Source organism: Symbiopectobacterium purcellii, from assembly GCF_019797845.1.
Lineage (GTDB): Bacteria > Pseudomonadota > Gammaproteobacteria > Enterobacterales > Enterobacteriaceae > Symbiopectobacterium > Symbiopectobacterium purcellii.
In genome coordinates, this window is record NZ_CP081864.1 from 2,549,477 (window position 1) to 2,565,448 (window position 15,972).

Sequence of the window (15,972 nt, forward strand, 5' to 3'; positions counted from 1 at the left end):
ACAGGATAAATACGGCCGACAAATAGACAGGTTTCATGGCAAACATCGTGCTGTCTGATTACTTCTTGTCTAACGCTTTATTAACGTCATCTATCAGACGCGAATAGCTCTGTAAGCCACCGGCGATATAGAGTGACGCGGAATCCAGATACACCACATGCTGGTTCTGCCACGCCTTGGTTTTCGTTACCAGCGGGTTATCCAACACTTGCTGAGCAGGCAAGCCGCCAGTGGTGCCGATAGCGCTGTCGCGGTCTAACACGAACAACCATTCCGGGTTAATGCTCAGCAACAGTTCAGCGGTAACCACGTTACCATGGCGACCCGGATCCGGGAATTCCGTGGCAGTGGCGAACCCCAGTTCGTCGAACACAAAGCCAAAGCGTGATTTCGGGCCATAGGCAGAAATCTTGCCGCCGTTGACCATCAGCACCATGGCTGTACCGGCTTGTCCCGCTTTTTCACGGGTTTGTGCGACGCGTTGTTTGAAATCGTCGAGTTTGGCCTTGACTTCATCTTGCTTGCCGAAAATCTCACCCAGTTGCTCAATGCGATGGAGAAAGCTCGGCATAAATTGCTGCTCATCGACATCCAGAGAAATGGTCGGCGCAATACCGCTGAGCTTTTCATAGGCATCACGGGCACGGCCACCCGCAATAATCAGGTCCGGCTTGGCACTGCTCAGCGCTTCATAGTTAGGCTCAAACAGGGTGCCGGCATTCAGGTATTCGCTGCCGGCGTATTTGGCCAGGAAAGGAGGAAGATGCGCGCTGCTTTGCGGAACGCCGGCGACTGGAATTTGCAATGCATCCAGTGTATCCAGAATGGCAGGATCAAACACGACAACTTTTTTCGGATGCAGCGGTACCGTTGTTACCCCTTGGGCATGTTCAACGCTAATGGTTGAACTGGCGCTAGAGGACGTCTCTGACTGATCGCACCCTGCTACTACCAGCAAAGAAGCTAACAGCGTCGTTTTAATCGCACTGGAAAACCGCATCATCGTCTCCTTGTTAATTGCCTTCCTACACTGCACTGCGTGTCAGAAGGAATTTAATTATCATTCGCATTAAAGTGCGAAATTGTAACGAATGATGGTGCTAATGCATAGGGATTCCTGCCCCTTAGGAATTGATGCACATCAGGAAACCCGCACAGAATCTCATTTCAATGGTATTCTTGGCGCTTATCCGGACGAACGGCACACCCAAGGACAGTCGAGCGACAGAGAATATGGCCGATACCACGCAACCTACGTTTTTCATCCATGAATACAATACAGCTTCGTTAACCTTCTGAATTAACTCGAAGAGAACAACAATCACAATTAAATGTGTACGCAAATGTGTACTCATGCCATCCTTGGCATTCGCACCGCACCTTAAGTCACACCAGCATCGAGAGTGGTCGCGCTTGCGTTGACAGATCAGCGCTGAGCTGACAGGCAATTTCCTGAAATCTTCAATGACATGTAACGCTTTCTTTCAATGACAGGATTAATTGGATATATTATGTGTAATTTGTATTAAATGCGAAGAGATTAAAATGAGTTTCTTTCTTACATTTGGTTTTCTCACACTATCGTTATTAAACCATACAACATATATTTATATCGCTGGCCTTGTTTTAATTGCCATATATGCAATGATTAAAGGTCGCTTGCTTCATTTTAGGGAAAATGAGATTCTTTCATTCCTGGCGTTTTCATTGTTCATTTTATTATCCGCTCTTTACTTCTTAATTTTTACAGAAAACCCAGCGGATGAATCAGTAAAATCATTCAATAATAATTTGGTCTTTTCATTTATACTTTTCTTTATTGGCTTTATAATTTATAAAATAACAATAAGCGATAATTGCGAGAAAGATTTAAAGAATGCAATAAGAAATATTTTAGCAATACACGTGTCAGTATTTATTATTCAGTTTTTGATTGTGTATTCAACTGGAAGTTTCATAGATTTCGTCAAGCCGATTACTGGTGAGGAATCTAGGTATATGAATTATATACTATCTGGATCCTTATCTTCGCTGATACAGTACAGGGCTACCGGACTATACGGGCTTTGTTGAATAAATAGAACTTTTAGGTGAGCATCTGCTCAGATCACTACCGTCATTTCAACATCTGCACCCCATGGCAAAGCAAAAATTTAAAATCACCAACTGGTCTACGTACAACAAAGCTCTCAAGCTGCGCGGGTCTCTGACAATATGGCTGGATGAGTCGTCCGTTTCTGCATGGACGGAGAAAACAACGCCTGAACGGCGTGGCCGGCCGCGTCACTACTCAGATATGGCTATCACCACTGTTCTGATGATGAAACGCGTGTTTGGCCTTTCGCTAAGGGCTTTACAGGGCTTCGTTGACTCCATTTTTAAACTGATGGGGCTGCCGCTAAGATGCCCAGACTACTCGCTGCTCAGCAAGCGAGCAAAGACCGTTAAAATCAGCATAAAAACGCCGACCCGTGGTGAAATCTCCCATCTGGTCATTGACGCAACCGGCCTGAAGGTCTTTGGCGAAGGCGAATGGAAAGTCCGGCAGCATGGTGCAGAAAGACGGCGGGTGTGGCGTAAGCTGCATCTGGCCACAGACAGTGTGACGCATGAAATTATCTGTGCTGATTTGTCACTCAGCGGCACGACTGATGCTCAGGCTCTACCGGGCCTGATAAACCAGACCCACCGGAAAATCAGGGAAGCGTCGGCTGACGGCGCTTACGATACCCGCTACTGTCATGATGTGCTGCTGAGGAAGAGGATAAAGCCTCTTATTCCTCCACGACGTGGTGCGCAATATTGGCCAGACCGATACCATGAGCGTAATCACGCGGTTGCGGATCAGCGTCTAAGCGGCAGTAACGATGTCTGGAAAAAGAAAGTGGGCTATCATAGACGCTCAGTGGCTGAAACAGCGATATTCCGGTTCAAAACGCTTCTGGGCGATCATCTAAGTCTACGTGACTATGATGCGCAGGTAGGTGAGGCAATGGCGATGGTCAAAGCGCTTAACAAAATGACGCTGTTAGGCATGCCGAACAGCATCCGGATCGCATAACAATCGATCTGCTAGGGGAGCTGTAGTCACAAGTTCTGATTTATTCAACAAAGCCGACTATACGTTGAGCCATCAACATACGCATCAGCAATGACATGCATGATTCTGGCTGGTCTAGCATTAAAAATAAATAGAAAGTTGATTTATGTAGCCACAATAACATTGCTACTCAATTTCTCATCTGTTGGGATAATAGTTTTCTTGGTGGTAATGGGGTCGCTTTTCTTTGAAAAAATACGCTTATACAAAATTGCACTTTCAGTGGTTTTGATTTTTTTGTTTATAGTAATAAATTATGAATTTATAATTAACTTCACCACTGATTTTTTCAATAAATTTGAAAGCACAGCAGGCTCAAGATTTAAGTTGATTGACTATGTGCTGTTTGACAGGCATGGTTATATTAATATATTTGGTGTCGGATACTTCAACATACCAAAAGAGTTGTATATGGAAATAAATTCCGGGGCATATTCCATGGCTGCAATTAATGACGCGGGTCTTATATCATTCATACTGCTAAAATTCGGTCTTATTTCACTTCCGTTCGTTTATTGGATTTTCAAAAACGTAAATGGAAGAGTTAGTAAAATAGTATTTACTGGAGTGCTTCTTACTAAAATATCATTTTTGTTCCCTATCCTTTACATAGGTCTATTGCCAGCCATATTTAAAGGTAGAAATACCGCACGGTGAAGGGCGGTATTCACCTTATAATTCTGACGCAACATTAAAAGCTAAACTGTATTGCCCCATCGGTTGATGAATAACGAGTATCAACGATATATGAGATTGAACCTGCAACTAGGGTTTGAATCTGAATGAACCCTGAAGCTACAGAAACAGAGAACACTGACTGCGTATCCCCCTTCTCAACCTTTTGCCATCCATTTGCATTTTTATAGGCAATAACCCTTTTTTCAAACGCCTCCGCGTTGTTGTCTGTATGGCAGACGATATCAACAACGATAAAGGCATCATTCCCATCGATAACTGTCATAAGTCCGGTAAACCCTGCCGTGATTTTGCTGAATGCTTGAGTTCGCCGGACTATTGATGCTGCAACTTTTGTTATCGACGGACGGATAGCATAACTGGCCGGAGCATATATTTCGTTCCCCGTGCGATCACTTGCGCTATCCGAACGGCAACCAGATGGAAAATAGACAATTTCTGGATACCTGAAGAAACTAATACCTGACGCTTTAACTATATTGAATCGTTTATCTCTGAAAGAACTGTCAAGCACTGTTACTTTAGTCTCACCCGTCGCATTCACTTTAACGTCATTGGTGAAGTAAGAATCCAACAAAGTCAGAGTGGCGAGGCCAGACAGATTTATATTAAATCCAGAAACCTCAATAAAAGAATCAGACACGGGTATGGATCCGCTAACCTCATCTGCATGAACCCCGCTTAACTGTAGCCCATCAACAGATAAAGAAAACGCATACGCTTTCAGGACTTTTTGACACTCTTCAGCACCAATACCACTCATCACGACTGCTTTAGCGTTTGCTAACTCATATGCTAACTGTGTGCGCCTATTGGAAATTCCGTCACATGCTGTAGAGATAAAATTAGAGTACCACAACTCATTCGCCACAAAATAACCACGTCTAATATTTGCCCTTGACCAACACGCATTGAACGTCACTGATGTTGTTACATTACTAGTCCACCCTCCAGAACTATCAGGACCACCTAATGCAAATCCATCACGACCATTTGAATTGGCGTATACATTGTTAAATGTTGCGTTATAAGCTGACAAGTGAATGCCGTCTAACACCCCTTCCTCGTAGCATCCACCATTAAACTCGCATATCGCAGCATGAACTTTGGATGCTTTAAAAACATGGTTGAGTTTATTACCGGCATTCAAACCAAGACCATTAATAGCCATTCCCCAGTCCTGCGCCGTCGCTTCAACTGAAAATAAAGCCTCTCCGACATCAGTACCCACCCAACGAATACTAGTCCCTCTCTTCCTTCCACCAACTATTTTTGTGTTTCTGATGCTGGTTGAAGCAAGGGCAACGCCAGGATAAGAAGGATGAAAGGATGAAACGCCAAAAAACTTATCATCGCGCGTACTGTCCGTGTACATGACAGATCCGCAATAATTCATGTAATCAATCGCGAGCTGAATATTGGCGCGGTTATCAGTAATGCCATTGTCATCAATACAGCCGAAATCAAACAGTGTGTGCGTGCCGTTTGGCATCCTACCATTGCCAACACAAATCCAATCCAAGTTAGGCAATGAAGGGATGGCGACAGGTGTAGAAATGTCCTCCCTGTATGCGTAGTAACGACCATCGGCTTGATTTAGAACCGCCTCACTATTTGAAGTTATTACCGCACCAGACAATCCGAATTTACCGCGTCTAATATATTTCGACGTGCTCATTACTGAAAGAACGCTACCGCCATATGGGGTGTTAACAAGCCCCGCACCATCCTCCTGAGCCAGCGCAGTGCGCAACTGATCCGGGTCATACTTCAGCACGTTCGGGAAATAGAATTGCTGCACGTTGTAGGCGTCGTAAATCGCCATCGAGTGGCCTTGCACGGTCACAAACTTGGCAATCTGCCCGTTGTATACCGGATAGCCGCCAGCGTTGATAACGATAGGCTGAGCTACAGGAACGTGGCTGCCGTCCTCATTTTCGAGGTACACCTGAATCTGATTGCTTGGAATCGTCGGATCCGTGTCAATCTGTCCGATGTAAATTTTACCGTTGGCGTTGGCCTTAAACGAGCGAGCCAGGGTGAAGAGTTGAGAAGGCATACTGACAACAACGTTGGGTGTGATATCCGCCATTATTTTCTCCGGGCGTGAGTAGTCCCCACAGATCGGGTCTGCGGTAATTGGTTTGATAATCAGTGATGTATTATCACGGTGGTCTTATTGTGGATATAAACAGTTGATCATAAGATGCCGATCCACTTGTTTAAGTGAGGCGTCGAAAATGGGAAGAGATGACCCACAATTCAACTTGCGTTTACCATATGAGTTAAAAGAGAAAGTTATGCAGCGTCCCAAGATGAATGGACGCTCTCTAAACGCTGAATTGGTACAAATAGTTCAAGAGGCGATTGCACGGCCGTCGCCAATACTCGGCTATCGTGACGAGGCTGAGCGCCTAGCCAGCATCCATGCGGAAGAGTTCAAGAAAATTGTTTTTGATACTCTAAAATCCATATACCATAGTGACTTACATAAATCCTCAGACGATAAATGATCTAGATCAAGCAACACTTGGCGAGTTGACAACACTGATCCTTGTGTTTTACAGAAATATATGATTCAGCAGTTGCTTACTCGTTCGCTTTCGTTCACACTTGAATTACCTGATAGGTAATCGATTCATGCGAGCAATACGAAAAGGACTCCCGATCACTCAGGAGGACATATGCAAACAGCAACTAAGAACTCAACCATGCCATACATGATCCCGGAAGCAGATTTCGACAGAAAGCTTAGTGTTGTCAAAAACAACATTGAGCATACCCATGCTTTCCTGAAAAAAGGCGTCGTGGACTTCTCACTACCTGGCTTTGTTGTGCCTTTTGGTTATCGCTTGGTTAAGTCTCGCAATGATGAGCACTACCGATTAATTACTGATGTGCAAGATCCGGAAACTGTCTATGCCGTTAAGCTTGTTTTCCGTCATGACATTGTTGATGCGAAGAAAACATGCACGCAAATATTGGTATGGAGAACAGTGCAAGCGCAGCATGACACTGCCGTCCATGGATTGCCTAAAATTTTCTTCCAGTTCTTCCTTGAGAGTTACTCGATAGTCGTATCTGATGAAGAACAAACCAGTGATGGTAGGCGCTTCTGGGAGACCATGATCTCTTGGGCTATGTCTACAAGTGGTTATCATGTATACGTGTCAGATGGCACGCAAGAGTCTCGCCCATTGACGTTCATGACTTCTTGGGATGAATTTTATACTACATGGGCTGATTTCTGTTGGGGTAATGACAAAGATTGTCATAGCCACCGACTATTAGTGATAAGCAAAGATAAACTTCACTAAACCATCAGAATAAACCCGACACTCGCCGGGTTTTCTTTGCTCCCACCTTTACCCACCACATGCTATCTTGACTAAAAAGGAGGTTGGGATGAAGTACGTTATTGCTGCGCTGCCACTGTTGCTAGGGGCTGTTGACAATTAACACAGCCAGACGAATGCAGCAGCGAGCGCAACGAATGATGCGAAGCGTTTTGAGAGTTTGTCGAAGCGTGTAGCTACGCGTCGAAATTGCTTGATACGGCAAAAGAAACGTTCGATCAAATTGCGTGAAGCGTAAAGATGTTTGTCCAGTGGGCGTTGCTCACGGCGATTCTCTTTGCTGGGGATGACAGCCTGAATGCCTACCGACTCCAGATATTGTAGAATCACATTCGTATCGTAGGCTTTGTCTGCAGCCAAGCTTGAAGGTTTCAATTCACCAAGTAAAGGCAATGCTTCTCTGGTGTCGCTCTTTTGACCACCAGTCAAACTAAAACGGGCAAGCATGCCCAGCCCATCAACCAGAGCGTGAATCTTGGTTGTCAATCCCCCGCGAGAACGACCAATCGACTGGTCACCGTTTTTTTGGGAGCGCCCGCTGCATGCTGATGAACCCGTACGATAGTGCTGTCGATGAAGATTTCCTCGAAATCGGCATCGCCCGCAAGTTCAGCAAAAACGGAATGCCATATTTCTGCCCGTGACCATCTGGCAAAGCGTTTGTACACACTGTTCCAGAGTCCGAAATCGGGTGGTAAATCTCTCCATGGGCTTCCAGTTCGGGCGATCCATAAAACCGCTTCGACAAAAAGCCGATTATCTGCTGCTGTTCGTCCCGGATCCGAATCCTTTCCCGGCAAAAACGGGCTAATCCGTTCGTATTGGTCATCACTGAGCATCAATCTTGGCATTCTGCTTTTCCAAAAAAGACAGAATGTAAACAGATTCTTTTACAAAAAAACAGGTTCTTGGCGATGATTGTCAACAGGCCCTAGTCGGATGCGCGAAAGTCAGTGATTATCAGGCTGGTTGCGAACAGCGCTACTCAAAACTTAGCGATATGGCTACCTGTCTCGATATCAGCATTAAAAATGATTCCCGAATGGGATCTGCTTCTACACCTAAGATGTATGTTCTTGCGGCAAAGCTTCTCGGACAGAAGGTGGATAACGGTGAAATTAGCGATGCACAGGCTCGCCTTGAATTACAGAGTCTTTATGTAAACATGCAGCGACAGGAGCAAGCCGACAACATGGCACAGTCTCAAGCGTTGCAGCAATCAGCATCCGCATACCAAAACCAACAGAAGTCCGCTCAACAAACATATATCGATACATACAATGCACTAAAACCAGCCCCTAGGGTTCAGACGAATACAACATGCCAAACTTTCGGTAATACGGTAAATTGTCAAAGCTATTAGCCATCCGTGGCTATCTGTTACTGGTTTTCACCATCCTGTTTCTGATGATTCAACCAACCGAGAACGCCAAGACGCGCGATGGTCTTTTTGTCTGGATCTGGCAGAGATTCAAAGAAAGCTCTCCATTGCGGAGAGCTTCTAACTCGACTATCCATTACATGCCCAGGCGCGGTTGCCGGTAATGATTTAACGGCGCGCTGAAATTCAGGGGATGCGATTAATCTATCAGCCGCCTCCATTGAGCCAGCACCACCAGCAATCCTAGCCTTCTGCGCCAATCGCTGACCAATTTCAGCCCCGGCGATAGCCCCTAATGGGCCACCGTAAGCGCCGACCATAGTCCCGATCCTTTGAGCATGGCTTGCTGCCATCTCATAAGGTGCTGTAACGCGATTAAACCGTGATGTGAACTCATTCAATCGCCCGGTAGTTATTTCATATGCCTTTGCGTTTTTTATCGCTCTGGCTACCGTGTAAGCGTCTCTCAATCCTGCCATCGTCTCTTTAGGCAGATGTTGAGATAGAAGCCTAATTTGACCACTTGCCTGCATGTTCTGCCACCAATCAGCAAATCCGGCAGGATTGAAATCTGCGCCACGTTTTCCAGATGAAAGCATGTCACGCAATGCGGTGCCTACCAACTCCGTCCTTAATTGCCGAGACGGCGTGCTATCCATTAAATCGCGGAATGCCTTGCCATTGCCTTTCGCCATGGACTGTAGCGCCGTTGTCGCTGTGGCGGCTACATCTCCATTAAGCGTTCTGCCTCGCAGATTAACCATCTGCTCTTCCATGGTTTTACGCATCTGGACAAGGCGCTGAGCGACCTCAAAATCACGCAGCGACCCCGTATTGCCTAGCGCTAACCCCTGGTCATCAGACAATGTGGCATAAAGTCGAGATAGAGCAGCGCGATCGGCATCTTTATATGGCCCGCTATTTTTGTTTAGCGCTTGCCCGACAAGTCGGCGTTGCTTATTCAAGTTCGCATAGGTCAAAACACCATTTTCACCAGGGTTAACAGCCTTGAAAACTCGCTTCTCTATGGTATCTAGATTCTCCCATCCCCCTAAATTGTCCGCCTCTCTTTCCAGCATTGCCCCGGTGTTTGGCGCTTCAATTTTTGTGCCGGGAGCCATGGCTTTATCGACCCGAGAATACAAAGAATCACTACGCCTCTCTAGGGCAGCCATCCTGCCGTTAACTTGTCCTATAAATCGATCGCTCATTGCTAATGCGTCTGGAGCGCCTGCAACATCATCAATTATCTTTCCTGCACTAGAGGCAAGCTCACTGATTGCCTGATCTTCTTGCAGGCGCAGGGCTGAACCGGCGCGTGACTTAATCGCTTGCTCCACCGCCTGATATTGCGAATTTCCAGATAAATGAGATGGGAGGATGGAATCAACGCCAAGCCTGCCTGCTGCCTCTGCAACGTCCTGCTGTGGATTAATACTGAGCCCATCGAGAGACGATGCGAGATTAGGATCTCGCTGTGCTGCCACGCGCCTGATAGCATCCTCGACGGGCGCTGCCACTTCCTGAGTTGCCTGCTGAGCTTCCGGATTTAATCTCATTGATGCTGAGTAAGATACGTTAGGAGTAGAAGAAACCGGCTTCTGAGTCTGTGTAGGCATAGGTGTTGCTGCTACTTCTGCCGCATTTGCTGCTGCCCCTTCTGCTCCTCCCTTAGCACCCTGAATAAGCCCGCGCGCGCCGCGATACAATGCAGGCACCCCCATCAGCGCGGTGTTGATCGCCATTTCCTTTGTGGCGTTCTCAGCAAAATCACCAGGCTGATTGCCAGCGTTTGCTACAGAACCGATCATTGCTCCACGAACTGCACCCGCGCCGGGAACAAGGTACGTCCCGATTGCTTCACCTGCTTGCGCCCATGGGTCAGTTGGCCTATCTACCGGGCGATAAACCGGATCGAGCACATTACCAAGACCGACCGCGCTAGTACCAGCATTGATCAGGTTTGCGCCGCCCTGCAAGATGTCGAACGGTATGTTCACCAATCCCCGAGCGGCCTGCTCTACATTGTCAGCTAATGTTGGTGATCTTGGCTCCTGCGCTTGGCTTGGCTGCTGCTGGTATTTGCTCCAAGGCCCATCAGTTGGAACGCTTGGAGCGGCGCTTTGATACTTTTCCCACGGGCCAGCCATTAATTTTTCCTCCAACTATTGGGATTGCCCGGATCGCCACCTAGGAAGGTATAACCACCTTCACTGTGACCAGCCTGTATCGCCCCACCACCAGAAGATGCTTGCGTCCCCGGGACATCATCAAATAGCTTTGCTTTTCTAGACTGTAATTGGTTTACGAGTCCACTAGGTAAGGCATTCCCGTAAGAAGTAAGGTACTCATCCATCTGCTGATTGAATTTACTTCCCTCAGTATTTGCCATGAGTTTTGATGTGTTAATCAGGTCTGCAACCTGATCATTGTTTAGCATCTTACCGCTTGATAGCTGGCTGATATAGTTACCTAGGGTGCCATAAATCCCATCAGTTTTTTTTACCTGTACCTGCTCACCCTCGCGCACCACGGATTGAGGGTCTAGAGATTTCATGTAGTTAAATATCATCCCCAACTGTGACGCAGGAGTATTCCTCTTGCCTAATGCCTGAAGGTTTTCCGCCGCGCTGCGCATTGCCGAGTAGTTTTTTGAATAGCCGTTAATGTCGCTATTCAGATCTCGCACTAGCTTAGGGTCAATTTTTCCTAGCTCAGCTTGCTTTGCTGATAGTTCCTGGAGTTTTAAACCAACATTATCCGAATGGAATTGGGCGCGTTGAGCACGGTCAAGAGCGGCATTGTTTACGTTGGCCCACCCTCTGGCGTTCTCCATGTCATTGTTGCGCGCTGTTTCTATCAACCTATCGCGCTCAACGCCAAGCTTGCCGCGATCAATTTCTCGCTCCTGCTGTTTATTCAAGATATCGAAATATTTATCACCACTGCCCGCCATACCAAGAGTGTCAAACAGTTGCGCGGCACCCTGTGGATTTTGCGCCCCCATTTGAGCAAGGACGGCAGGATTAGCTCCAACACGAGACAACTCACCTGCGTTTTTTTGCAGATACTGAGCATATGCATCAGGCCCCTGAGATAGTGCGAGTCTCAGCTTAGCGGCCTGATTGGTCATGTCAGAAAGTTGAGATTTATCAAGACCTGATACAGCCTGCTGCGCCTGCGCAACGAATGCAGGATTCTGCACAGCGAAATCGCGCAATGCCGATGTGTCGCCAGTTTTCCATGCGTTAGCATGGGCCTGATTGAATGAGGCTTGTGCTTTCTGCAACTGATCTTGCTTGTAAGCATCGGATAGCCCTTGAAGCCCCTGCAACGCCTGCAATCCAACGTTATTACCGCCAGCGCGGGCAAATTCGTTGTTCTGGCGAATCAGGCCGAGCGTGGCGTTTACATCGCTCGCTTGTGGTGCGTTGGTGTTAACCTGACCAATGCCACCAAGAAATCCGCCAGAGTTAATCCCCTGCTGCCAAGTAGCCATGATTACTCCTTAAAACAGTGAGCCAAGCAATCCAATACCGCCGCCGATTGCAGCACCCCACGGTGTAGACATACCGAGAGCGCTTGCGATACCACCACCAGCCAGAGCGCCACCAAGACCGCCTGATATGCCTTGCTGCAAAGTAGACGGACGATTAGCGTTAGCGGCTGCAAGTGATGCGTTCTGCTGCAATAGCTGGCTGGTATTGTTGGCATAGGTTTGTCCGGCGTTAGCCTGCCCTTGTAATGCACCCAAACCGATGTTTGCGAGGTTATTCGCATTATTCATCTGACCGGATAACCAGTTTTGGCCTAACGTTGGCGCGATAGAGGACAGCATATTGCCGGTAGCGGTTGAGCCCAATCCGCCCGTAGCTTCGGCAGCATTCAAATTCTGGTAGCGAGCCTGATTTGCAAGCTGTTTGTACTGGTCAGAATTGTAATAGCTGTTCAGCGCTGAGTTTTGACCGCTTAGTGAGGATAAATCCTGTAATTGAGTGACATACTGCTTAGCAAGTGGAGTGAATGGTGCAAGGTTATTCATTACCGTTTGCCACTGCTCACGCTGCAATGCTGTGGCCTGAGCAGTTGCCGCCGCTTGAGCGTCTGCACCACTATTCCCGCCACCCTTACCGCCTTTTTCAAGGCAAAATGGTTCCTCGCCGCGCAGTTTCCTGCCCAGTGTAAATGCGTATAGCATAATTATCTCCCGTGATTGAGGAAGTCGGTTAGTTCTTCGCGAGTGGCTGAGTAGAAGGTGACGTCATCAACGCCTTTGAAGTATTTTTTGATGGTTCCAATGCGCTTTAATCCTATCATGGAGCAGTAGATTTGCCCGTGTCGGAATTTGCGGGCCGCAAATGAAGTGACACATTGCACATTTGTTTCTGACATGATGAATCGCCAGAACGCCAGCCCGATCTCTTTGCTAAATCCGCGAGCTTCTGGCAGATACATTGCGTGGCAATCGAAAGCTAGCGGCTGAATCTCGTGGTAGTAGACGATGCCACCAAACTGACCGTGTGCATTTACCTCGAAATACCTGCATTCCGGCCTGTAATCGTATCCGTCGCCGTTATTGCTCCCTGCGATGATTTCAGGGTGATTCCCCACCGCTTCAATCAGGTCGATGTTGCGCGTTGGCTTGAAGCTAATCATATAACCTCAATTAATCAGGCCGTGGGTGCGCAAGGCATCTTCTAATGCCTTAATGCGGCGCTGGGATAGCAGTTGCCCAGCAGCCATGGCTTGGATCTCAGCCTGCGTATAGGTGGCGCTGACGGTGTAGGATTGGTCGGCATTGAAGGCTGATAGCAGTGCCGTACCGGTTGCAGTAGTCCATCCTGTTTGCCGGGGGCCGATAACTTTCGTGCCGCCGACCGAGTAAGACGTGGTGACATTAAGCGGGCCAGCGAGCGTTTGCGATGCAGTAGCGGACTTGGATACGTAATCCGCCTGTATCGCGCCGACGCTTGTTTGCAGAGCTGATATATTCCCCTCGGCTGTCGTCAGTCTTGCGCCTTGGCTGGCTATATTGCTCTCTGCGGCGGTGATTCTCGCCTCATGGTTAGTAAGCGTTGCTTCCGCTGCCGTAATACGCGTTTCGTGATCTGCTAACGTCGCCTCTGCAACATCCAATCGGGCCTCGTGGTCAGCTAGGATAACGTCCTGCTCATCATTCTTCACTTGCGCATCATATGCCCCCGCACCGGCCTGATTTGCTTTCCCTGCAACGTTACTAGCGTCCGTGGACTGCTGAATGACATAGAGCATGTAAGGCTGAGAGAATATCGGCGGGAGTAGCGTTGAGTTGATGCTCTGCGCACGGACAACTACTGGAACATTGAGTGACGGATCTGCCATTTATTCCACCCTGATTTGGCACCCCGATAGTGTTACAGGGGCTTTTGTGATGACGCGCACTTTAAATCCCAAGTTCTTACGGATGCGACCGATACGACGCCATAGAATGCGCTTGTCGTAGATGAATGGCGCGTTCTGCTCAATCATCTGTTCGCGGCCGTAGTTGATGCCGTCCATTGTTGCAGACAGGAACAGCCGGTCAGCGATTTGAGCAACTCCGGTACTGCATTCCAGTTCGAAATCGAAAACGCAGCTGTTATCCGCCTTGAAGAGGGGCGTAAACAACAGGTGTTCTTGCTGCCGGTCATACTGAGCGGATGAAGCGAAATTAAACTGACCGGTCACCGCTTCCAGTTTGTCGCCACAAGTGATGTTGTTATCTTCGAACATCAAATCAATTCCACGGTACACGTCATCAAACAGACCAGTTTTCAGAATGGCCCATTGCGGCCCGTTCTGGCTGGCTGCAGAGTCGAACACAAGAACATGGCGCGGTAGGTGAATAATCAGCAATTCGTGAGCATCGAATCGTATTGACTCCATAATGCCTGTCGCCAACTCTGCCGCCGTATAGCCGCGCAGAACCTTCTCAACTGATGCTGTAGCGATCGGTGATGCCTGACCAGAACTAATCACGTAAACCGATGGCGCACCGGTAGATTGATGGCTGATGAATGCGAACGAGTCGCCGTAAGGCGTTTTGCAGTACGTCCCGGCGATACCCTTCTGAATCATTAGCGACGGCTGAGCAACATACAACGCAGCGCCTGCTGTGGTAGCGCCAGTCAGTGAGAAATATTCAATCGTTGACGTGCCGAACGTGACGATAAAGTCATGCCACGTCCCCATGCCTACAATCCCGTCAGGCTGTGATTCTGCCCGGTACTCTGCGCTGTTGCGGTCAGGATGCGACTCATCTTCAAGGTCAGAAATAAACCACGAATCCGTGCCATCTTTCGACCACGCATACCGACCACGCAGACGGGTAACATCGCGCACAGAGCCAAGCTCATATTGTGTATAGGTGCTAGACACAGGCCAGTTAGCCATGGTCTTAACGGTGCCATCGTAGCGATACAGCATCAACTGCCCACCAACGCCGACCGCCTGAGATGTGCGACTGGCCGCCATACTCACACGACCAGAACCAGACACCGAACCAACCACCGACGCGCCCCGATACAGACTGCCCCCGCAAACGCGATAAACGGCATTCTGAGCGGTGTTGTACTGAGCGCCACGCGACACACCAGCAACGTCAGAACGTTTGTCTATGCCGGGGAATGAGCGCAAATATCCGTTGCTGTTGAGCACCTGCTTAGGTGTCGCCAGCATATTGACCGGAAGCAGGTCAACATAGTCAGCATCGCGGAAGTTTTTGCCAACACCTTTAATCAGTGGTTGTTGTTGTATAGGCATTCTCTCACCTTATGGATTAAGCACCTCGCCGTCAGTTTCCGGCCTATCGTCGGGATAGTAGCGATCGGTGCAGAATGTGTCGTATTTGTTGCCTTGCCCGGTGGGGAAATCACCGCGACGGCGCATGGATGGGATTTGTAGTGTATCGGTGAGCAATGCGTCGTAAGACTTCGCCGCGTTTGTTTCAATGCGCGGAGTAGGCTCCAGGTTGTAATCTGACATCATGCGGAGCAATAGCTGATAGCCCACAGCCTGCTTGTATTTGCGAGGCAAGCCTGAATCATCATCTGGCAATGGCTCCTCATCAGTCACAGCGAACAGATAACCGATATCGCCGGGGTTGATTTGCCACTCGTACAGCATATCTTCAAGATCAGCCACACCATCAGCCATTGATTGCGGCTCAACGTCAGTCAGCGTGGCATTTGATGCAACTGCGAATTTACGCAGCGCAAACAGAACTATCTCACCCTTTGTCAGCGTCGTTGCCATTGTCAGCCGCCTTACGCCCACGTTTAACAACCGGCTTGATGTCGTCAACTGATGCGACAAACCCCAGCTTTTGATAAATCGGAAAATCTTTCTCAACGATAACAGCCTGAACGTGTCCGGCTTCGTTATCTGCTGCGATAAATACGCTCATGCGATCCATGTGCACC

15 protein-coding genes and 1 pseudogene are annotated in these 15,972 nt (G+C 48.1%); 5 read left to right on the forward strand and 11 right to left on the reverse strand.

Annotated elements, in window-relative coordinates; all coding sequences use genetic code 11:
- Positions 1-58: 58 nt before the first annotated feature.
- Positions 59-1,000, reverse strand: a complete 942-nt coding sequence (locus K6K13_RS11925; RefSeq protein ID WP_222161065.1) for a siderophore ABC transporter substrate-binding protein — start codon at positions 998-1,000, stop codon at positions 59-61.
- 1,137 nt (positions 1,001-2,137) lie between these two features.
- On the opposite strand from K6K13_RS11925, the gene K6K13_RS11930 reads away from it, so the two are divergent.
- A complete protein-coding gene (locus tag K6K13_RS11930) occupies positions 2,138-3,061 on the forward strand; it encodes an IS5 family transposase (RefSeq protein WP_222157231.1) in 924 nt (307 codons plus the stop codon).
- 99 nt (positions 3,062-3,160) lie between these two features.
- Entirely contained in the window at positions 3,161-3,757 is a 597-nt protein-coding gene (locus K6K13_RS11935) for a hypothetical protein (protein ID WP_222157232.1), read from the forward strand.
- A 34-nt stretch (positions 3,758-3,791) separates the two neighbouring features.
- Here K6K13_RS11935 and K6K13_RS23240 read toward each other — a convergent pair whose 3' ends face one another.
- Entirely contained in the window at positions 3,792-5,888 is a 2,097-nt protein-coding gene (locus K6K13_RS23240; protein ID WP_252120265.1) for a phage head-binding domain-containing protein, read from the reverse strand.
- A 148-nt stretch (positions 5,889-6,036) separates the two neighbouring features.
- Between K6K13_RS23240 and K6K13_RS11945 the strand changes: the two genes are divergently transcribed.
- Positions 6,037-6,309: an Arc family DNA-binding protein gene (locus K6K13_RS11945; RefSeq protein ID WP_222157233.1), complete on the forward strand. Its 273-nt coding sequence runs from the start codon at positions 6,037-6,039 to the stop codon at positions 6,307-6,309.
- A 171-nt stretch (positions 6,310-6,480) separates the two neighbouring features.
- Positions 6,481-7,113 carry a hypothetical protein gene (locus tag K6K13_RS11950; RefSeq protein ID WP_222157234.1) on the forward strand — a complete coding sequence of 211 codons (633 nt, stop codon included), beginning with the start codon at positions 6,481-6,483 and terminating at the stop codon, positions 7,111-7,113.
- A gap of 138 nt (positions 7,114-7,251) precedes the next feature.
- Here the strand turns inward: K6K13_RS11950 and K6K13_RS11955 are convergent.
- A protein-coding gene (locus K6K13_RS11955) for an IS5 family transposase (protein ID WP_252120266.1) occupies positions 7,252-8,003 on the reverse strand; the annotation gives its coding sequence in 2 pieces (ribosomal slippage) (positions 7,252-7,670 and positions 7,670-8,003; 753 coding nt in all).
- A gap of 80 nt (positions 8,004-8,083) precedes the next feature.
- Here K6K13_RS11955 and K6K13_RS23745 point away from each other — a divergent pair.
- Positions 8,084-8,372: pseudogene (locus K6K13_RS23745) on the forward strand (hypothetical protein); the annotation flags it as partial.
- A gap of 160 nt (positions 8,373-8,532) precedes the next feature.
- Here K6K13_RS23745 and K6K13_RS11965 read toward each other — a convergent pair.
- The 8 genes from K6K13_RS11965 to K6K13_RS12000 are packed head-to-tail and all read right to left on the reverse strand — an operon-like array spanning position 8,533 to position 15,965.
- A complete protein-coding gene (locus tag K6K13_RS11965; protein ID WP_498072981.1) occupies positions 8,533-10,683 on the reverse strand; it encodes a P22-gp16 family phage DNA ejection protein in 2,151 nt (716 codons plus the stop codon).
- Positions 10,683-12,032 carry a phage DNA ejection protein gene (locus K6K13_RS11970; protein WP_222157236.1) on the reverse strand — a complete coding sequence of 450 codons (1,350 nt, stop codon included), beginning with the start codon at positions 12,030-12,032 and terminating at the stop codon, positions 10,683-10,685. Before K6K13_RS11970 ends, K6K13_RS11965 begins: the two co-directional genes overlap by 1 nt.
- Before the next feature lie 9 nt (positions 12,033-12,041).
- Positions 12,042-12,731 carry a P22-gp17 family phage DNA ejection protein gene (locus K6K13_RS11975; RefSeq protein ID WP_222157237.1) on the reverse strand — a complete coding sequence of 230 codons (690 nt, stop codon included), beginning with the start codon at positions 12,729-12,731 and terminating at the stop codon, positions 12,042-12,044.
- Between the two features lie 2 nt (positions 12,732-12,733).
- Positions 12,734-13,189 carry a DUF2824 family protein gene (locus K6K13_RS11980; protein ID WP_222157238.1) on the reverse strand — a complete coding sequence of 152 codons (456 nt, stop codon included), beginning with the start codon at positions 13,187-13,189 and terminating at the stop codon, positions 12,734-12,736.
- A 6-nt stretch (positions 13,190-13,195) separates the two neighbouring features.
- Complete coding sequence (locus K6K13_RS11985; RefSeq protein WP_222157239.1) at positions 13,196-13,894, reverse strand: phage tail protein; 699 nt, start codon at positions 13,892-13,894, stop codon at positions 13,196-13,198.
- Positions 13,895-15,313 (reverse strand): packaged DNA stabilization protein, encoded by a 1,419-nt coding sequence (locus K6K13_RS11990; RefSeq protein WP_222157243.1) that lies wholly within the window; start codon positions 15,311-15,313, stop codon positions 13,895-13,897.
- Between the two features lie 9 nt (positions 15,314-15,322).
- Positions 15,323-15,805, reverse strand: a complete 483-nt coding sequence (locus tag K6K13_RS11995) for a packaged DNA stabilization gp4 family protein (protein WP_222157245.1) — start codon at positions 15,803-15,805, stop codon at positions 15,323-15,325.
- A complete protein-coding gene (locus K6K13_RS12000) occupies positions 15,780-15,965 on the reverse strand; it encodes a hypothetical protein (protein ID WP_222157246.1) in 186 nt (61 codons plus the stop codon). The genes K6K13_RS11995 and K6K13_RS12000 overlap by 26 nt, the downstream gene beginning before the upstream one ends.
- Positions 15,966-15,972: the final 7 nt, after the last annotated feature.